The organism is Halopiger aswanensis (genome assembly GCF_003610195.1).
Lineage (GTDB): Archaea > Halobacteriota > Halobacteria > Halobacteriales > Natrialbaceae > Halopiger > Halopiger aswanensis.
This window is the reverse complement of record NZ_RAPO01000001.1, coordinates 889425-905066: the sequence shown is the minus strand read 5'-3', so window position 1 is coordinate 905066 and position 15642 is coordinate 889425. Positions and strand designations below refer to the sequence as shown.

At 66.4% G+C, this 15642-nt stretch carries 19 protein-coding genes and 1 tRNA gene; 14 read left to right on the top strand and 6 right to left on the bottom strand.

Annotation, left to right across the window (positions count from 1 at the left end; translation table 11 throughout):
* The first annotated feature begins 48 nt into the window (after window positions 1–48).
* The 4 genes from ATJ93_RS04385 (at window position 49) to ATJ93_RS04370 (ending at window position 2616) form a co-directional block, all read left to right on the top strand.
* Complete coding sequence (locus ATJ93_RS04385) at window positions 49–600, top strand: multiprotein bridging factor aMBF1 (RefSeq protein WP_120243384.1); 552 nt, start codon at window positions 49–51, stop codon at window positions 598–600.
* 148 nt (window positions 601–748) lie between these two features.
* Window positions 749–1393, top strand: coding sequence for a triose-phosphate isomerase (gene tpiA, locus ATJ93_RS04380; protein WP_120243383.1), 645 nt, complete (start codon window positions 749–751; stop codon window positions 1391–1393).
* Between the two features lie 94 nt (window positions 1394–1487).
* Window positions 1488–1913, top strand: coding sequence for a hypothetical protein (locus tag ATJ93_RS04375; RefSeq protein ID WP_120243382.1), 426 nt, complete (start codon window positions 1488–1490; stop codon window positions 1911–1913).
* Window positions 1914–1953: 40 nt separating this feature from the next.
* Complete coding sequence (locus ATJ93_RS04370) at window positions 1954–2616, top strand: toll/interleukin-1 receptor domain-containing protein (protein WP_120243381.1); 663 nt, start codon at window positions 1954–1956, stop codon at window positions 2614–2616.
* Between the two features lie 44 nt (window positions 2617–2660).
* Here the strand turns inward: ATJ93_RS04370 and ATJ93_RS04365 are convergent, their stop codons facing one another.
* Window positions 2661–3392: a J domain-containing protein gene (locus ATJ93_RS04365; protein WP_120243380.1), complete on the bottom strand. Its 732-nt coding sequence runs from the start codon at window positions 3390–3392 to the stop codon at window positions 2661–2663.
* 119 nt (window positions 3393–3511) lie between these two features.
* On the opposite strand from ATJ93_RS04365, the gene ATJ93_RS04360 reads away from it, so the two are divergent.
* From ATJ93_RS04360 to ATJ93_RS04350, 3 genes are all read left to right on the top strand, one after another.
* Entirely contained in the window at window positions 3512–3973 is a 462-nt protein-coding gene (locus ATJ93_RS04360) for a DUF3054 domain-containing protein (protein ID WP_245977504.1), read from the top strand.
* A 421-nt stretch (window positions 3974–4394) separates the two neighbouring features.
* Entirely contained in the window at window positions 4395–4610 is a 216-nt protein-coding gene (locus tag ATJ93_RS04355; protein ID WP_120243379.1) for a hypothetical protein, read from the top strand.
* Window positions 4611–4742: 132 nt separating this feature from the next.
* The gene (locus ATJ93_RS04350; protein ID WP_120243378.1) at window positions 4743–5741 is read left to right on the top strand and encodes an ornithine cyclodeaminase family protein; all 999 of its coding nucleotides are present in this window, start codon (window positions 4743–4745) and stop codon (window positions 5739–5741) included.
* 22 nt (window positions 5742–5763) lie between these two features.
* On the opposite strand, the gene ATJ93_RS04345 is transcribed toward ATJ93_RS04350, so the two are convergent.
* From ATJ93_RS04345 to ATJ93_RS24310, 3 genes are all read right to left on the bottom strand, one after another.
* Entirely contained in the window at window positions 5764–6243 is a 480-nt protein-coding gene (locus tag ATJ93_RS04345; protein WP_120243377.1) for a helix-turn-helix domain-containing protein, read from the bottom strand.
* Between the two features lie 172 nt (window positions 6244–6415).
* The gene (gene nirK, locus ATJ93_RS04340; protein WP_120243376.1) at window positions 6416–7525 is read right to left on the bottom strand and encodes a copper-containing nitrite reductase; all 1110 of its coding nucleotides are present in this window, start codon (window positions 7523–7525) and stop codon (window positions 6416–6418) included.
* A gap of 188 nt (window positions 7526–7713) precedes the next feature.
* Window positions 7714–7845 carry a hypothetical protein gene (locus tag ATJ93_RS24310; RefSeq protein WP_281271526.1) on the bottom strand — a complete coding sequence of 44 codons (132 nt, stop codon included), beginning with the start codon at window positions 7843–7845 and terminating at the stop codon, window positions 7714–7716.
* 5 nt (window positions 7846–7850) lie between these two features.
* Between ATJ93_RS24310 and ATJ93_RS04335 the strand changes: the two genes are divergently transcribed.
* A complete protein-coding gene (locus tag ATJ93_RS04335; protein WP_120243375.1) occupies window positions 7851–8858 on the top strand; it encodes a DHH family phosphoesterase in 1008 nt (335 codons plus the stop codon).
* Window positions 8859–8945: 87 nt separating this feature from the next.
* On the opposite strand, the gene ATJ93_RS04330 is transcribed toward ATJ93_RS04335, so the two are convergent.
* Window positions 8946–9428: an Hsp20/alpha crystallin family protein gene (locus ATJ93_RS04330; RefSeq protein WP_120243374.1), complete on the bottom strand. Its 483-nt coding sequence runs from the start codon at window positions 9426–9428 to the stop codon at window positions 8946–8948.
* 156 nt (window positions 9429–9584) lie between these two features.
* Here ATJ93_RS04330 and ATJ93_RS04325 point away from each other — a divergent pair, with 156 nt between their 5' ends.
* Window positions 9585–10265: a type 1 glutamine amidotransferase domain-containing protein gene (locus ATJ93_RS04325; RefSeq protein ID WP_120243373.1), complete on the top strand. Its 681-nt coding sequence runs from the start codon at window positions 9585–9587 to the stop codon at window positions 10263–10265.
* A gap of 217 nt (window positions 10266–10482) precedes the next feature.
* On the opposite strand, the gene ATJ93_RS04320 is transcribed toward ATJ93_RS04325, so the two are convergent.
* The gene (locus ATJ93_RS04320; RefSeq protein WP_120243372.1) at window positions 10483–10791 is read right to left on the bottom strand and encodes a cyclin family protein; all 309 of its coding nucleotides are present in this window, start codon (window positions 10789–10791) and stop codon (window positions 10483–10485) included.
* Between the two features lie 537 nt (window positions 10792–11328).
* On the opposite strand from ATJ93_RS04320, the gene ATJ93_RS23490 reads away from it, so the two are divergent.
* The 5 genes from ATJ93_RS23490 (at window position 11329) to ATJ93_RS04300 (ending at window position 15600) form a co-directional block, all read left to right on the top strand.
* Window positions 11329–11502 carry a hypothetical protein gene (locus ATJ93_RS23490; RefSeq protein WP_006674019.1) on the top strand — a complete coding sequence of 58 codons (174 nt, stop codon included), beginning with the start codon at window positions 11329–11331 and terminating at the stop codon, window positions 11500–11502.
* A gap of 57 nt (window positions 11503–11559) precedes the next feature.
* Window positions 11560–11644: transfer RNA gene (locus tag ATJ93_RS04315), tRNA-Leu, on the top strand.
* Between the two features lie 524 nt (window positions 11645–12168).
* Window positions 12169–12612 carry an SPW repeat domain-containing protein gene (locus tag ATJ93_RS04310; protein ID WP_120243371.1) on the top strand — a complete coding sequence of 148 codons (444 nt, stop codon included), beginning with the start codon at window positions 12169–12171 and terminating at the stop codon, window positions 12610–12612.
* A gap of 143 nt (window positions 12613–12755) precedes the next feature.
* Window positions 12756–13253 carry a universal stress protein gene (locus tag ATJ93_RS04305; RefSeq protein ID WP_120243370.1) on the top strand — a complete coding sequence of 166 codons (498 nt, stop codon included), beginning with the start codon at window positions 12756–12758 and terminating at the stop codon, window positions 13251–13253.
* Between the two features lie 247 nt (window positions 13254–13500).
* Window positions 13501–15600 carry a cation:proton antiporter gene (locus ATJ93_RS04300; RefSeq protein ID WP_120243369.1) on the top strand — a complete coding sequence of 700 codons (2100 nt, stop codon included), beginning with the start codon at window positions 13501–13503 and terminating at the stop codon, window positions 15598–15600.
* The last annotated feature ends 42 nt before the right edge of the window (window positions 15601–15642 follow it).

Here is a 15642-nt window from a genome sequence, read left to right as displayed (position 1 = left end):
CCGGGGAACGCCGCATGCTTTATAGCTCGCCGGGCTATAGCTACTCCCATGGTTCAGTGCGAGATGTGTGGCGCCGAGACGTCGTCTCCGAAGACCATCAAAGTCGAGGGCGCGAAGCTCGACGTGTGCGCCGACTGCACCGACTTCGGCACTGAAGTCAGACAGACCTCGAGCTCCGGCTCGTCGACGAAGTACTCGACCGGCTCGAGTTCGTCGTCTTCGTCGGCTTCCAGCTCCGGCGGCACGTCGACCGGCGGCACCAGTTCCAGCTCCTCCAGTTCCTCGAGTCAGCGCCGCTCGGACATGTTCGACGACATGGACGAGCTCGCGACCGACTACGACGAGCGCGTCCGCAAGGCCCGCGAGCAGAAGGGGCTTAGCCAGTCCGATCTCGCGAACGAGCTCAACGAGAAGGCGAGTCTCATCCGCAAGATCGAACGCGGCGACACCCTCCCGAGCGACCGCGTCCAGTCGAAGCTCGAGCGGTTCCTCGAGATCGACCTGAGCGCCGAGGGCAGTTCCGGCGACGACTCGGAGTGGTCGGGCGGCTCCTCGTCGGGCAGTTACACGCTCGGCGACGTCGTCAAGCGGAAGGACTGAGGCAGTTCCCTGCGGCCGACGGCTGCTCGGCGGCGATCGACTGACAACCGCCGGCTGCCGACTCGAGGAGCAAAAAGCGAGCCGATTCGCGGCCGGCACAGTGACGACTCGCAAGCTATTTCTTGCCGGCGACTGCCGTTGAGGATACATGTTCGTTCTCGTAAACCTCAAGACCTATCCCTGCGACCCCCTCGAGGTCGCGGAAGCCGTTCGCGACGTCGACGACGAAACCGACGCGCGCATCGCAGTCGCGCCGCAGGCGACCCACCTCGAGCGCGTCGCCGAGACGGGCGCCGAGACCTGGGCCCAGCACGTCGATCCGATCGACTACGGCAGTAATACCGGCCACACCCTCGCGGAGACGGTCGCCGACGCCGGCGCCGACGGAACGTTGCTCAACCACTCCGAGCAGCGCCTGAAACTCGCCGACATCGACGGTGCAGTGCAGGCGGCCCAGCGGGCCGACCTCGAGACGATCGTCTGCGCGAACAACCCCGCACAGATCGGCGCGGCCGCGGCGCTCGGGCCCGATGCCGTCGCCGTCGAACCGCCGGAACTCATCGGGACCGGGACGCCGGTCAGCCAGGCCGACCCCGATATCGTCGAGGACGCCGTCGACGCCGCCGCAAACGTCGACGACGACGTCGACGTCCTCTGTGGCGCCGGGATCAGCACCGGCGACGACGTCGTCGCTGCGGGCGACCTCGGGGCCGAGGGCGTCCTGCTGGCCAGCGGCGTCGCGAAGGCCGACGACCCGCGGGCGGCGCTCGAGGACCTCGTCGAGCCGCTCTGATCGGCGACGTTCGTTCGCCGCCTCGCCGACTCGGCCGCGTTGCACGAGGTGTGGTAACCGACCACTTTTCTCTCCGCTCGTCGAACTGCCCGCTATGACCGAATCCGACACCGGGTCCGACGAGCGGCCGGTCGGGGTAGCCCTCGAGAACCGACTGATGAGCCACGGAATCTACGTGAACGAGGTAGAACGACTCGCGGAAAACACGGACGAACGCGAGCCGGACGGCGAGCGGATCGACGCTCGGGACGGCACCGACGTCCGCCTCGAGTACGAGACCATCGCGGAGGTCGACGCCGTCACGAGCGACGAGGTCGGCGCCGTCGTTCGCACCCTCCTCGAGGTCGCCGACGAACGCGAGTGGACGCCGGGGCGGCTCGAAGTGACGTCGCTGACGACCGACGGCGACCTCCGGGGCCGCTGGCACGTCGAGGGCGAGTGGTTCGACCGTCTCGGCGACGAGCTCTCGGAACTCGAGTTCTCCGAGCGGGTGCTCGAGACGATCGAGTTGCCTCGTTGAATGAATACATTAATGATAACTGCGGCGCGTCTCGGAGACGATGGCCCGGGAACAGCTGTACGTCTCGCACGCCCCCGGCGACCTCGAACTCGTTCAGGAGCTGTTCTCGACGGTCGAGAACTTCCCGATCGGGGTCCACATCGCCGCGGAGGAGACCGACTCCGGCCGCGCCCGGACGCGGCTCACGGGACGGATCGCGAACAGCGACCTCGTCGTCGCGGTGTTGACCGAGCGGTCGGCGACCGATCAGTGGATCAATCAGGAGATCGGCTACGCGCGGGCGAAGGGCATTCCGGTGTTGCCACTGTCCGACCGGGACGTCCGTCACAGCGGGTATCTCAGCGATATCGACGGCGTAACGATCGATCGTAGCGATCTGCCCGCGACCGTCTTCGAGTTACTCTGTCAGCTTCGCCGCGAACTCTCGCCGCTGGGTGCCCTGTCCGTTCCCAACTGGTACGTTCGATTCCCCTGTACGGTCCCCGGCTGCGACCAGCCGGTCACCCTCGAAATCGAGCACGAGCAGTCGAAACTCTGGAAGCTCCACCGGCGCGGGCGCCGACTCTCGGCGGACTGCGAGGGGTGTGGCTCGCGGTACTACTTCGATCCGGGGACGATCGGCTTCGTCGGGCGGGGTGAACCCGAGTCTACGGCCGGATCCGAAGCCGGATCTCCCTCGAGGTCGTCACAGAAACGCCGGTAACGCGCCCGATTCGCGGCGAGAAATCACCCGGCGACAACCGACTGCTATTGACTGCTCGCCTCCCGGCGAAGTCGTTCGTAGGCGTCGGTCACGAGTTGAAACGCCGATCGGCTCCCGCTCTTTCGGTCCGGGTGGGCGCGCTTGACCTGTTGGTGGTAGGCGTCCCGAATTTCGGCGAGACCGGCATCGGGGTCGACGCCGAGTACGTCCCGCGCTCGTGAGGCGCGCATTTCGACGTCTTTGATGATACCGTCGGCCGCCGCGTCCTCCTTGCAGGACCGGCACAGTCGCTCGGTCCGGCCGTCGACGGTCGTCACGCGAAACGGTTCGGTCGCGATCGGGTCGGAACACTGGCTACAGCGAGTCGGCGCGGCACCACCGTCGTCGACCCGTCCGCCGTCTGCCTCGGCCGCAGTACCAGTGTCGGTCCTGTCGCCGGGGCCATCGGCGTTACCGTCAGCCGTTTCCGTCGTCTCCGAACCGCCCGACGGCGCTTCGGCCGCACACGACGGACAACAGGCGATGACGGTCCCGTCGGGCAGCCGAACGTCCTCCAGTTCGCTCTCGAGGAAACTCCCGCGACAGCCGTCGCAGGCGGCGCGTCGCTGGTCGAGCGTCGCTTCACCGTCGGCGGTGGCATCGGTCACCGCTCGAGCGTGGGGCGCACACTGCGGACAACAGGTCACCTGCTCGCCGTTCGGCATCGCGACCGTCGTCGCCGCTTCGGAGGGGATCGAGCGGCCACACCCGTCACAGCCAGTTTCACCCGCGGCCATCGGACGCGTAATTTGGACGGTCCCATCTTAGTTCTGCCGCTGTCATGTTTCGCTCGGACGACGATCGATGGAAGATCGGCGGGTGGCACCTCGAACCGCCTCGGAACCGGGAAACCAATATGGACGCGGTCCCGACCTCCGATATGGACACGGGAGTGCGAGCGGAGAGCGCGGGCGGCACCGCCGATCGGACGACGCTGTTGCTGGCCGTCGGCGACGTCGTCTTCCTCGCCGGGTTGGTACTCGTAGGCCAACTCAGCCACGGCGTCACGCCGATCGAACAGCCCATCGCGGCCCTCGAGACGGTCGCACCGTTCGTTCTCGGCTGGCTGCTCATCGCAGCGATCGCGGGACTCTACACGAGCGCGAGCGACGTCGCAACGTCCGTCCCGCAAACGGCCCGCACCACGGCAGTCACCTGGATCGCAGCGGCGAACGTGGGCTTTATCCTCCGTAACGGGCTCTTCGGCGAGAGCACGATGTGGCCGTTCCCGCTGGTGATGACCGGCTTCGGCCTGCTCGTTCTCGTCGGCTGGCGGGTCGGCTACGCGGTTTTCGCCCGCTCGAGCGGCCGAGCGTAACCGACCATCCTCGCGGGAATCGAACCCACAATCGTCTCACCGGTCAGTTCCGGCCGTTGATTTTCACTTTTCGGACAAACACGGAACCTGTCAGGTTTGATAGCGTCTCTGCTGCCGATCTGTAATCCACCAGCGGTACTATAATGAACAATAGTTATTGACTTTCGGAGAGTGTATCGCAGCCCTCAGTTCTCGAGGGCGACTCCGTCGTGCGATTTTAGAGATCTACTGTCGTTTCTCTTTTCCTATGTGATCCGAAGAAATCCGGTTGTGCTGTAAAATCCAGCGTCGGCCGATCACTCTATAATTGCTCCATAAGTTATGCAGATTCACTGAGTTGAATACGAGTTAGAAACGGATCTGGTATCGACCGATTATGGGAAACACTTATATGCCTATTTCCCATAGTATAGGATAGATTATGACTGGATACTACGACATTGTTCTTGGCCTCATCCCAGTCGCACTGCTCGGTATCACCGCCGCCCTGACGCTCGTGGGACTCTCGTTTACGGCAGCGGTACCGATCGGCGCGTTCGTCTCGATGGGGATTATTGGCCATGCAATGTTCGTCAACACGCCGTCCGACGGCGCCGATGAGGCCCAGTCCGCGCGCCCGCCGCTCAACGCGGACTAACGGATCCAGTCACGTTCTCGCGGTTTCGGTTTTCTCGGCGTTCGTTTCGGTCGTTCTGCTTCGTTGGATACCATTCGTGCGTAGTGGCCGGTGTCGCCAGCTTTTCCCTGATTGCGTTCGTTAGTGTCGCCGATGACCGACGCGCTGTTTCTCACCAGTAGCGACGTAACGGAGCTTGCGACGCCAGCCGACTACGTCGAGGCCGTCCGCGACGGCTACCGACAACGCGGCGAAGGGGCACCCGCTCAGCCCCGCTCGAAGTTCTTCCGGAGCGAGCCGGCCGGAATGCTCACCAGTTACGCCGCCGTGCTTCCCGACACGGGGGCGATGGGCGGCTACATGTACAGCGCCGGCTTCGGCGCCGAAGACGCCTGGTTCATGACGCCGCTGTTCGACGCCGAGAGCGGCGAACCGCTCGCGCTGCTCGACGGTGCGAGCATGAACCCGTTCAAAACCGGCGCCGCTGGCGCCGTCGGCGTCGACGCGCTCGCCCGCGAGGACGCCGAGACGCTCGGAATCATCGGAACCGGCGCGCAGGCCCGCGGCCAACTCCGGACGACGGCGACCGTCCGAGATTTCGCGGACGTGCGCGTCTACTCGCCGACCCCCGAGAACCGCGAGTCCTTCGCCGACGAGTTCGACGACCAACTCGCGGCCGACGTCCAGGCGGTCGACTCGAGCACGGCGGCCGTGTCCGGGGCGGACGTCGTCATCACGGCGACGACCGCGAGCGAGCCGGTGTTCGACGGGTCGGATCTCGAGCCCGGAACGCACGTGACGGCGATGGGCCAGTACAACCCCGAGAAACGCGAACTGGATACGACGACGATCGAGCGCGCGACCTACGTCCCCGATCTCCGCGAGCGAGCGACGTTCGACGCCGGCTCCTTCCTCGCGGCGCTCGAGGAGGGTGTCGTCACCGAAGATCACATCCACGCGGAACTGGGCGAGATCGTCGCAGGCGAGGCGCCCGGCCGGACGAGCGACGACGAGATCACAGTGTTCGACAGCGGCGGCACGGGGATCGAGACGGTCGCCGGCGCGTACTTGCTCTACGAGCGGGCGCTCGAGGCGGGCGTCGGCACCGAGATCGAGTTCGCGCCGGCCAGCGAGGCGCTGACCGGGGACTGACCGGGAAGCACTCGGTCGGCGGCTACCGGTCACCCGGCTCGGGCTCGGCTACCGGTTCGCCGTCGGTGCCGGTCGGTTCGGGCTCGGCGTCCGTACTCGAGCTCGAATTCGAACGCGAACCCGAACTCGAGTCCGCGGTCGACTCCCGAGCCGCTTCGATAACCGCCCGGATAAGCGTCGATTCAGCCGCGCGGAGCCGCTGTGAGACGGCCGATTTCGAGATCGAAAGCTCCGTCGCGAGCGTCTCGAGGTCGACTCGCCGCGGACAGTCGAAGTAGCCCAACTCGGCGGCTAACTCGAGGGCGTCCCACTGTTTCGGAGTCACCTCACCGACGTCGATTCGCAGCACCGGCGGCCGACGGTTCGGGTTCGAGTCGGCAGCGTCGTCGACGATGCGGGCGTCTATAACGTCGTCCACGCACTCGACGAGCCGCTCGATGGAGTCGTCGTCCGTGATCGCCACTGTGACGCGGATGCGGTCGCCGTCGGCGTCGTCAGTCATTGGAATTCACCCTGTTGATCGCGATTGGTCGTCGCGCTCGCTCTGTTACCGGTACCTTGGTTGTGGCATCGCTTTTCGGCTCGCATCGTTCCGACTCCGCTGGAAACGGGTGTCGTTCACCCGCCGCACGACGGTATTTGACGGGGTCTCGTCGCGGCTTCGGAGACCCCCGTCACGGGTTCGGATCGTAGATTTCGGGCTGTTCCTCGCCCTCGACGTCGATGACGGCCAGCGCGCCGCGCCGGCCGGCTCGAGTGAGCGCGTGGTCGACGATCTTGACCGGGCCGGGGACGGGGAACTCCATCTCGGCCGCGGCGGTCGTCCCGGGCGCGACGGGCGCCGTTTCGATGTTGCGATCGGGTTCGGTCAGGAGGTCGCCGTCGCGGTAGAAGCGGCTCCAGACGTTGCCGATCGGGTGCCACGAACTCAGCAGGTTCGGGCCGCCGTTGGCGAAGTAGACGCGGGCGGTCTCGCCGACCTCGGCGTGCATCGGACCGACGCCGTCCTCCGTGAAGCCGTAGGCCTGCCCGTTGAAAACGACGTAGGTCGGCTGTTCGGCGAGCATGGCGTCGAAGTCGAACCCGTGGTGGCCCTCCTCGCCGAGGTCGCCGTCCGTGTAGATCTCGTGCTGGCCGAGGTAGAATTCCCGATCGACCTCGGGGAGCCCGTCTTCGGGTTCGACGAGGATCGAGCCGAACATGCCCGAACTGATGTGCTGGTCCATGTTCGGGATCGCGCAGTGGTAGATGAACACGCCCGCGTATTCGGCGGTAAAGCTGATCTGCGCCGGATCGTCGCCGGGGGCGATGGTCGTCGCGTCGGCACCCCCGCCGGGGCCGTAGACCGCGTGGAAGTCCATGTTGTGGGCCTCGACGTTCAGGTCCTCCGGTACGTCGAAGGTGAGGTTTACCCGGTCGCCCTGGCGGACGCGGATCATCGGCCCGGGGACCTGCCCCTCGAAGGTCATGTAGTCGAACGTGACGCCGGGTTCGATCTCGGCGGTCAGCCGCTCGGTTTCGATCGTAATGTCGTGCTCGCGGGGTTCCGTCCAGTCGACTGGGTCGGGAATATCGGTCGGATCGCGGGCGATCCGATCGACGTCGACGCTCGTCGCTGCCGTTGCACTCGCCTCGTCCGTGGAGTCGGTATCGTCGCCCGTCGATCGGTCGGCACTGTCGCCGTCCGACCCGGAACCGAGACAGCCGGCGACCGCCAGCGCCGTCGCCGCACCGGCCGTTTGCAGGAACCGTCGTCGGGGTTTGGAGTGGGTACGTCGGGTCATCGTCTGACATCGAATCCTCGACTGGTTTGAGTATTGAATCGGGACGCGCGTTTCTCCGGTGTGAGAAGCGTTCTTGAGGGGTTCAGACCCGTTACCTCCCGCTGAGAATGCCGCCGAAGATGTTCCGAAATGACACATAAATCGACGCAGCGGTCGCTCGAGTACGGCAAGGATACCTGCGTTTGTCGTTACGATATGTGGCGGACCGCTCGAGCGCGGCCGCCTGCACCGACCAGCCCTGCCGACTGCCGATTCGTCCCGCTCGTCGTCTCGCCTTCCTGAGAGGCGACGCGGGATTCAAGCGTCTCGTCGTCGTACACAGGGTATGTCCCGTGCGGCCGAGCTCGCGTCCGTCCTCGAGACGGCCGACTCGCTGGCGATCGTCTGTCACGACAACCCCGATCCGGACTGTCTCGCCAGCGCGCTCGCGCTGGAGGCTATCGCCGTGCAACAGGATGTCGACGACGTGACGATCGTCTACGGCGGCGAGATCTCCCACCAGCAGAATCGCGCGTTCGTCAACATGCTCGACATCTCCTTAGAGCCGGTCGAGGACGCGGCGATCGACGACTACGGCTGCATCGGCTTCGTCGATCACGCCCGTCCCGGGGCGAACACGCAGCTTTCCGAAGCGGTCACCCCGGACATCGTGGTCGACCACCACCCGGGCGAGCCGGGCGACGCTCGCTTTACCGACGTCCGAACGCGGTACGGCGCGACAGCGACGATCTTCGTCGAGTATCTGGGCGAACTCGGCGTCGAACCCACGACGCGACTCGCCTCCGCGTTGCTGTTTGCCCTCCACCGCGAGCGGCTGGACTTCGTCCGGGAGCCGACCCGCCGCGAGTACGAGGCCGCGCTCGCCGTCTACCCCAACGCGGATCTCGAGACGCTCGAGCAGTTGTACGGCAGCGCGTTCTCGCCGGGGACGATCGACGCCATCGGCCGGGCGATCGCGACCCGCGAACGGCGGGGATCGTCGCTCGTCGCGAGCGTCGGCAAGACGACCGAGACCGACGCGCTCCCGCAGGCGGCGGACTACCTGCTCAATCTCGAGGGCGTGGATACGGTGCTCGTCTACGGCATCGTCGACGACGCGATCCGGCTGAGCGGCCGTTCGATCGATCCGCGGGTTCACATGGGTGAGACGCTCGAGGACGGCTTCGAAGGGCTCGGCGCGGTCGGCGGCCACCACGACATGGCCGGCGGTCGGATCGAGTTGGGGCTGTTCGCCGACGAGGCCGACGACGACGAGGAGTTGCTCGAGTTCATCGGCGGGCGGCTGACCCGGCGGTTCTTCGACGCGCTGAATCTCGACGGCGGCGAGAGCTGATCGGGGCTCGAGAGCAAGGCGGAGGGCGAGGCCGCGGGCGAAGACGAAGGTGAAGGCGAGGACGGATACCGCGGGCGACGTACCCGCTCACTCGATATCGATCGATGTCGACTCGTCCGCGGGCTCACGCTTCGGCAGTTGGACCGTCAGAATGCCGTTGTTGACCGTCGCGCTGACGTCGTCGGCCTCGACGGAGTCGGGAAGTTGCACCCGTCGGTTGAACGACTGCACCGCTCGCTCGCGACGAATGTACTGTTCGTGCTCGCCGTCTCCGCCGCGTTCTGCCTCGTGCTCGCGTTCGCCCCTGATCGAGAGCGTCTCGCCGGAAAGCCGAATCTCGAGGTCCTCGGTGTCGTAGCCGGGAACGTCGACGGTGACGACGAACTCCTCGCCCTCGTCGGCGAGGTCGAGGCTCGGCGACGAGTGGGTCATCGAGAAGTCGAACCGGCTGCCGCCCCCGTCGCGGACGTCCATCTCGGCGTCCCACGAGCGCGCGGCCGTCTCGAGTTGCCGGGAGAGTCTCTCGAACAGTTCCGTGATGCTGTCGAAGGGGTCCGATCGGTCTGCCATGGTAACACCTAGCGTCTCTACGCGCGGAACGGCGAAAAAGACTGTTCGCGATCGTCCTGACGATCACCGTCTCGAACAGGTTGGGTGCCCGGATTGCGGCAGAACCGAGGGGTGGGCTGGACGTTTTTAGGCTGCTGCCCCTAGGGCCGAACACACATGACTGACGCACTGTTCGTCGTCAGCGAAGAGGGGTACTGGGGAGAGGAATGTGTCGAACCGCTCGAGACGCTCTCCGAGGCGGGGGTCGAGATCACGGTCGCGACGCCGTCGGGCAATCCGCCGAAGATCGACGAGCGCTCGATCGATCCCGACGAGGTCGGCGAGGAGACCGCCGAGCACATCCAGGAGGTCCACGAGACTGACGAGCGACTGAACGATCCGATTCCGACCGCGCAGGCCGACGCCGAGGAGTACGACGTCGTCGTCTTCCCCGGCGGCCACGGCACCGAGTGGGACGTGAATCAGGACCACGACGCGCGACGGCTCCTGCGGGACGCCGTCGAGGGCGACGACGGCAAGGCGCTGGTCGTCTGTCACGCCGTCGGTATCCTCGCGTTCACCCGCGACAGCCACGGCGCCTTCCTCGTCAACGGCCGCGACGTGACCGGCTTCCCCAACGAATGGGAGGAAGGCATCGTCGACGAGAACGACCTGATGCCCAGCGGCCGCAAGCTTCCCTACTGGGTCGAGGACGAGGTCAAAGCCGCCGGCGGCGAGTGGGACGCCGAACTCGAGGAAGACACGAGCGTCACCGTCGATGGCGACCTGCTGACCGCCCGCGGCCCCGAATCCTCGAGCGCGGCGGCCCAGACCCTGCTCGAGGAACTGGGACTCTAAGACCGTCTCGTCCGCTGCCGATCGAGACCGATCCGACGCGCGATTCCGGCTTTTGTGTAACTGAATCAGGCGATTACGGGTCGAAACGGAGTCTCTACTCGGCGCCTACACCGCGTTACCGGGGAAACGGTTATGAGGCCCGATCAGATGCGACTCCGCGAGCGGCCCTCCGCCGGTCCGACCGGTCACCGATCCGACCAGTGATCGATCCGACTGGTCACCAGCCCGGCGGCTCGAGGCCGGCCGTCTCGAGCCGATCCTTCCAGTGTTGTTGGATGGACAGCCGGGAGACGTCCGCGGCGTCGGCGACGGCTCCCTGCGTTCGGCCGTCGCCAGCGACGAGCGAGCCGGCGTAGATGCTCGCGGCCAGCATCGCGCGTTTGGAGCGGTCGTCGTCGGGCACGTCCGCGAGAAAGAGATCGACCGCACACGACCGCGCCTCGGTCGACAGTTCCAGCCGCTCGGCGACCTGCTCGAGTTCCTCGAGCCACGGTTCGTACTCGATCCGATCCCGGGCGCTGTGCATACGACGCGGTACCGTCCCCACCGGCATAAGTCCGCGGTGTAGGTCTCGAGTCGGCCGCCTCGATCGCGGTACGATCGCTCTGGTCGCCGGAATGGAGCAGACGCGTCTCGGTATCGATAGGTTCGTCACCGAAGCGGTGGCACAGTCAGTCAATCGTCTATCAAACGATTTCGTACTGTTCGTCGTAAAGAGCGCTTTTACGGGACGACCGGTCGCAACTGACGATTCTCCGTGCCACGTTGCGGAGTAACGACGTAAGAAGAAACGGGTAATCCCGGTGAAACGGCCCCCGTAGCCGTCCTTTCGCCGTTGCACGCCGAAATCAATTCACTGGCCAATAACGTCGTCCGTTTCTGCCCGAAATCGTTCCATGTCGCCGCAAGACGGTGCTACTCCCGCCAACGTTCAGCTAGTAACGAGTCGGTGAATCGGCCGTTCTTCCCTCGTTTCACTAGGAGACGACTACTAAAGCCCGACAGGACCGAACCGTAGTCTACCGCCGTCGCCCGGCTCCGTCGGGCCTGTTCGCCACACGTCATGAAGGAACCAACCTGCAAACTCGTCTGTACCGGGTGCGGCCTCGAGATGCCGTACCGCGACCGCTCGCTGGCCGAACAGGCCGCGGAGCTACACCAGCTTCGCGATCCGGAGCACGTGACGTTTATCGTTCCGCCGGACTGGTCGCCGGAGGAGCCGGTAAAACATCAGTAGTGCATCGGTCTTACGGATCGACAGCTTCTTACTCGGGTCGGCAAAACCCGTGTGTGAGCGCGGGTAGCCAAGCTAGGCCAACGGCGCAGCGCTTAGGACGCTGTCCCGTAGGGGTCCGCCGGTTCGAATCCGGTCCCGCGCATGTTTTTCCGAGCAATTACGCGAGGAGAAGCATCGCGACGAGGATTCGAAGCAGGGAGCAGCTTCGCTGCGACCGCGGTTCGAATCCGGTCCCGCGCATTCTCACGGCGAACAATTCCGTGAGCCGTGAGTATCGTCGACCGGATTCGCGGCCCAGAGGACGAGCGGAGCGAAGTCCTCGCGGTTCGAATCCGGTCCCGCGCATGGTTCTGCGGCGAGCAACTCCGCGAGCCGCAGGTTCTGCACCGTGCCTTCGGAAGGAAGACGCGCGCAGCGAGAGCGCGGTCGCTATGCGACCGCGATTGCGAGCGGCGAAGCCGCGAGCGAGCACGTCTTCGCGTAGTTCGAATCCGGTCCCGCACATCGATACTCGAGTCCTGTTCGGTGTTCGAACTCGGTCGTGGAACTCGCGTACAGCTAGGTGACGAACTGATCGGCAGACGCGAACGCCTCGAGTCCGTGGCCCGGCGAGCGCAGCCTCGGCCCCTTTCCTTCGCGGGCGACTCGCCACGTGTGGAGATAACGATGAGTGAAACACCGACCGATTCGGAAGCGAACCGTACCGCCGAGACTGACCGCCGCCGGAACACCCTCAACACGGACACGATGCAGTGGGTGAGCGCGATCGTTGCCCTGGCCGGACTGGGGCTGGTCGCCTACCCGTTCATGTTCGAGGCGACGGATACGGCGACCTGGAACGATACGCTCGTCGGGACGGGCATCTTCCTGCTCGCCGGCTATAACTTCTACCGCCTGTCGAAAGACCGGCTGGCGAGCGTCGGCGTCGCCTCGCTGGCCGCGCTACTCGGCCTGTGGGCGCTCGTCTCGCCGGCGGTAATCGAGATGGGCAGCAGCGAACTCGCGATGACCACTGCCGCTGGCGGACTGCTCGTCGCAGCCCTCTCGGCCTACAACGCCTACGCGAACAGCAAGGCTGACGCGCCCGATCACGCCCGCGCTCGAGCGTAGAATAAACCAATTTTTCACCGGTGAGAAAGGAAACCCCTCGAGCGCCGGGAGCGCCCGGAGAGAACGACGCGGACCGCTACAGACCGAACGGGAGCGTCGAACTCGGCCGAACATTTACCTCTGCGGTCGTCGGAGACCGACGTATGTCACTGCTCGTTCCGTTCGACGCGTCCCGGCTCGCAACCGACGCGCTCGAGCGAGCCACGACGTTCAGCGAGGCGCTCGAGGAGGAAGTGGTCGTGCTGACGGTGATTCCGGACGATCCCGAGTACGCGCGGGATCGCGGTTGGATCACGGAGGGAGAACCGTTCGATCCCGACGCGATCGAATCGGGGATTCGGGAGCGGGCGATGGACGTTGCGCCTGAAGCGACGTTTCACACGGAGCGGGTGAGTTCGGACGAGCCGACGGCGACCTCGACGACGAACGTGGTCCGGGAGATCCGCCGCGTTGCGGCCGAGATCGAGGCGAGCGTGGTGTTCATCGGCTCGGAGAACGCCGGCTCCGTGATCGCACCCCAGTCGAGCGTCGGAAACCCGGTCGCAAGCGACCAGCGGTACGACGTCTACGTCGTTCGCCGGCCGGGCGAGGCCGTCGACGAGGCCGACATCTCCGACATCGACTCGACGTCGGAGTTGTAAGTTGTAGCACGTCCCCGCCGAGCGCGCTCGAGCACCGGCGTCTCGCAACGATCCAGGGCGGCCGGTAGAACGGACGAAACGACCGCCGCGATCGCCGTCGGCGGATAAAGCGGCGCCCGTAACCGGCGCTTAGTAATCACCACGATCGTCGTCGACTACTGCGATACCGGCCACGAGCGACGCGGACCGCGCCGCGGTACGCCGGCCGCGGGCGAACCCGACCGTCGACGGGCCGTCGGCAAGAGTGATGCACCCGTTACCGATACTGTCAGTATTGCTTTCCGCACCGGCTCCTGGTCCCGTCCCCGTCCGCGATCCGATCCTCATCTTCGGACTCGCGATGCTCGTCTTCCTGACCGCGCCGCTGGTCCTCCAGCGCTACCGGCTTCCGGGGATCGTCGGCATCATCGTCGTCGGCGCGGCGATCGGACCCAACGGCGCCGGCCTGCTCGAGCGCGACGAGACGATCGTGCTGCTGGGCGAGGTGGGCATCGTCTACCTGATGTTCGTCGCCGGACTCGAGATCAACCTCTCGCAGTTTATCGCGTACAGGGATCGGAGCGTCGTCTTCGGCGTGCTCTCGTTCGTCGTCCCGCAGGCGATCGGCACCGTCGTCGGGGTCGCCGCGCTCGACCTGTCGTTCGGCGCCGCGTCGCTGTTCGCCGCGATCTTCTCCTCGCACACCCTGCTGGCCTACCCGATCGTCAGTCGACTCGGCATCGCGACGGTCGAGAGCGTGACCGCGACGATCGGCGGCACGATCGTTACCGACACGCTCGCCCTGCTCGTGCTCGCGGTCGTCGTCGCCGCCGAGCGGGGCGCGATCGGACCGCTGTTCTGGCTCGAGTTGACCGGCAAGCTCGCCGTGTTTTTCGCGGGCGTCTGGCTGCTCGTCCCGCGACTCGGCCGGTGGTTCTTCCGGACGGTCGAGCAGGAGAGCTACTTCGAATTCCTGTTCGTGATGGTCGTGCTGTTCGCCGCCGCCTCGCTCGCCGCGGCCGCCGGCGTCGAGGGCATCGTCGGCGCGTTCCTCGCCGGGCTGGCGCTCAACCGGCTCGTCCCCGAGAGCGGCCCGCTGATGAACCGGATCGAGTTCGTCGGGAACGCGCTGTTCATCCCCTTCTTCCTGCTGTCGGTCGGGATGCTCGTCGACGTGCGGGTCCTGACCGCCGGCCTCGAGACGGTGACGATCGCCGTCGCGTTCCTCGTGCTGGTGACGACGACGAAGTACGCCGCGGCGTGGCTGACGGCCGAGCGCTACGGCTACACCCGCGACGAGACGATGGTCATGTTCGGCCTCTCGGTCGGCCAGGCCGCGGCGGCGCTGGCGATCGTCCTGATCGGCTTCGAGGTGGGGCTGCTCGACGAGGCGATGGTGAACGCCGTCGTGGTGATGATCCTCGTCGTCAGCGTCTTCAGTCCCGCGGTCGTCGACCGCTACGGTCGGGCGCTCGTTCGCGCCGCGGACCGCGCCGCGTACGATCCGGCGACGGCGCCCCAGCGGCTCATGCTCGCGTTCCCGAGCCGGACCGACCCCTCGACGAACCGCCAGCGGCTGGTGGACCTCGGGGTGGCCATCCGCGAGCCCGAAGCGGCCCAGCCGCTCTACGTCGCGACCGTCGCCCGTCCGGATCCCGACGGGCCCGAGCCCGAGCGCAACACGGACGCCGAAATCGCCGAGATCGAGGCGTCGTTCGCCGAAACCGAGGCCTACACCGCCGGCGCCGAGGTCCCGATCGAACTCGAGACCCGGATCGACGACGACGTCGCCGCCGGGATCGGCCGCGCCGCCCTCGAGAACCGGATCACGACGCTGATCGTCGGCTGGGACGGGAGCCCGTCGCGATGGCGGACGTTCGGCACCGTGATCGATCGACTCCTCGAGCGGACGAGCCAGCAGGTGCTGGTCGCACGCCTCTCGCAACCGCTCAATACGACGGACGAGATCGTCGCGGTCCTGCCGCCGGGGATCGACCGCAACGAGGGGTTCTACGGGACGGTCCGGACGCTCGCAGACCTCGCGGACGGGATCGGCGCGTCGCTCCGCGGGCTCGCCGTCGACCGGCGGCCCGACCGGTACGAGCGCCTCTTCGAGCTGGTCGATCCGGACGTACCGGCGACCGTCGACGGGGTGGACGGGTGGCCCGGCGCTCGCGACCGGCTCCGAGCCGTCGGCGAGACGGACCTCGCCGTCCTCGTGAGCGCGCGCCGCGGCGCGACGGGCTGGCACCCCGAACTGGAGACGCTCCCCGCCGACCTCGCGCGGACGACGGCCGGTAACGTCATCGTCGTCTCCCCGTCCGGCGACGGCCGCGGCGACGACCGGCAGTTCTTCCGATTCGACTGACGGCCGGGCCGGCGACGGCCGCGATGTCACCGCGAATTCAAA

Bases quoted from the DNA above. Each gene is read 5' to 3' on its own strand.
- ATJ93_RS04385 (WP_120243384.1), top strand. From the start codon at position 49: ATGGTTCAGTGCGAGATGTGTGGCGCCGAGACGTCGTCTCCGAAGACC.
- ATJ93_RS04335 (WP_120243375.1), top strand. From the start codon at position 7,851: ATGTCCCGTGCGGCCGAGCTCGCGTCCGTCCTCGAGACGGCCGACTCG.
- ATJ93_RS04375 (WP_120243382.1), top strand. From the start codon at position 1,488: ATGACCGAATCCGACACCGGGTCCGACGAGCGGCCGGTCGGGGTAGCC.
- tpiA (WP_120243383.1), top strand. From the start codon at position 749: ATGTTCGTTCTCGTAAACCTCAAGACCTATCCCTGCGACCCCCTCGAG.
- ATJ93_RS04360 (WP_245977504.1), top strand. From the start codon at position 3,512: ATGGACGCGGTCCCGACCTCCGATATGGACACGGGAGTGCGAGCGGAG.
- ATJ93_RS04320 (WP_120243372.1), bottom strand. From the start codon at position 10,791: ATGCACAGCGCCCGGGATCGGATCGAGTACGAACCGTGGCTCGAGGAA.
- ATJ93_RS04300 (WP_120243369.1), top strand. From the start codon at position 13,501: ATGCACCCGTTACCGATACTGTCAGTATTGCTTTCCGCACCGGCTCCT.
- ATJ93_RS04345 (WP_120243377.1), bottom strand. From the start codon at position 6,243: ATGACTGACGACGCCGACGGCGACCGCATCCGCGTCACAGTGGCGATC.
- ATJ93_RS04365 (WP_120243380.1), bottom strand. From the start codon at position 3,392: ATGGCCGCGGGTGAAACTGGCTGTGACGGGTGTGGCCGCTCGATCCCC.
- ATJ93_RS04305 (WP_120243370.1), top strand. From the start codon at position 12,756: ATGTCACTGCTCGTTCCGTTCGACGCGTCCCGGCTCGCAACCGACGCG.
- ATJ93_RS04330 (WP_120243374.1), bottom strand. From the start codon at position 9,428: ATGGCAGACCGATCGGACCCCTTCGACAGCATCACGGAACTGTTCGAG.
- nirK (WP_120243376.1), bottom strand. From the start codon at position 7,525: ATGACCCGACGTACCCACTCCAAACCCCGACGACGGTTCCTGCAAACG.
- ATJ93_RS04310 (WP_120243371.1), top strand. From the start codon at position 12,169: ATGAGTGAAACACCGACCGATTCGGAAGCGAACCGTACCGCCGAGACT.
- ATJ93_RS04325 (WP_120243373.1), top strand. From the start codon at position 9,585: ATGACTGACGCACTGTTCGTCGTCAGCGAAGAGGGGTACTGGGGAGAG.
- ATJ93_RS04370 (WP_120243381.1), top strand. From the start codon at position 1,954: ATGGCCCGGGAACAGCTGTACGTCTCGCACGCCCCCGGCGACCTCGAA.
- ATJ93_RS04350 (WP_120243378.1), top strand. From the start codon at position 4,743: ATGACCGACGCGCTGTTTCTCACCAGTAGCGACGTAACGGAGCTTGCG.
- ATJ93_RS23490 (WP_006674019.1), top strand. From the start codon at position 11,329: ATGAAGGAACCAACCTGCAAACTCGTCTGTACCGGGTGCGGCCTCGAG.
- ATJ93_RS04355 (WP_120243379.1), top strand. From the start codon at position 4,395: ATGACTGGATACTACGACATTGTTCTTGGCCTCATCCCAGTCGCACTG.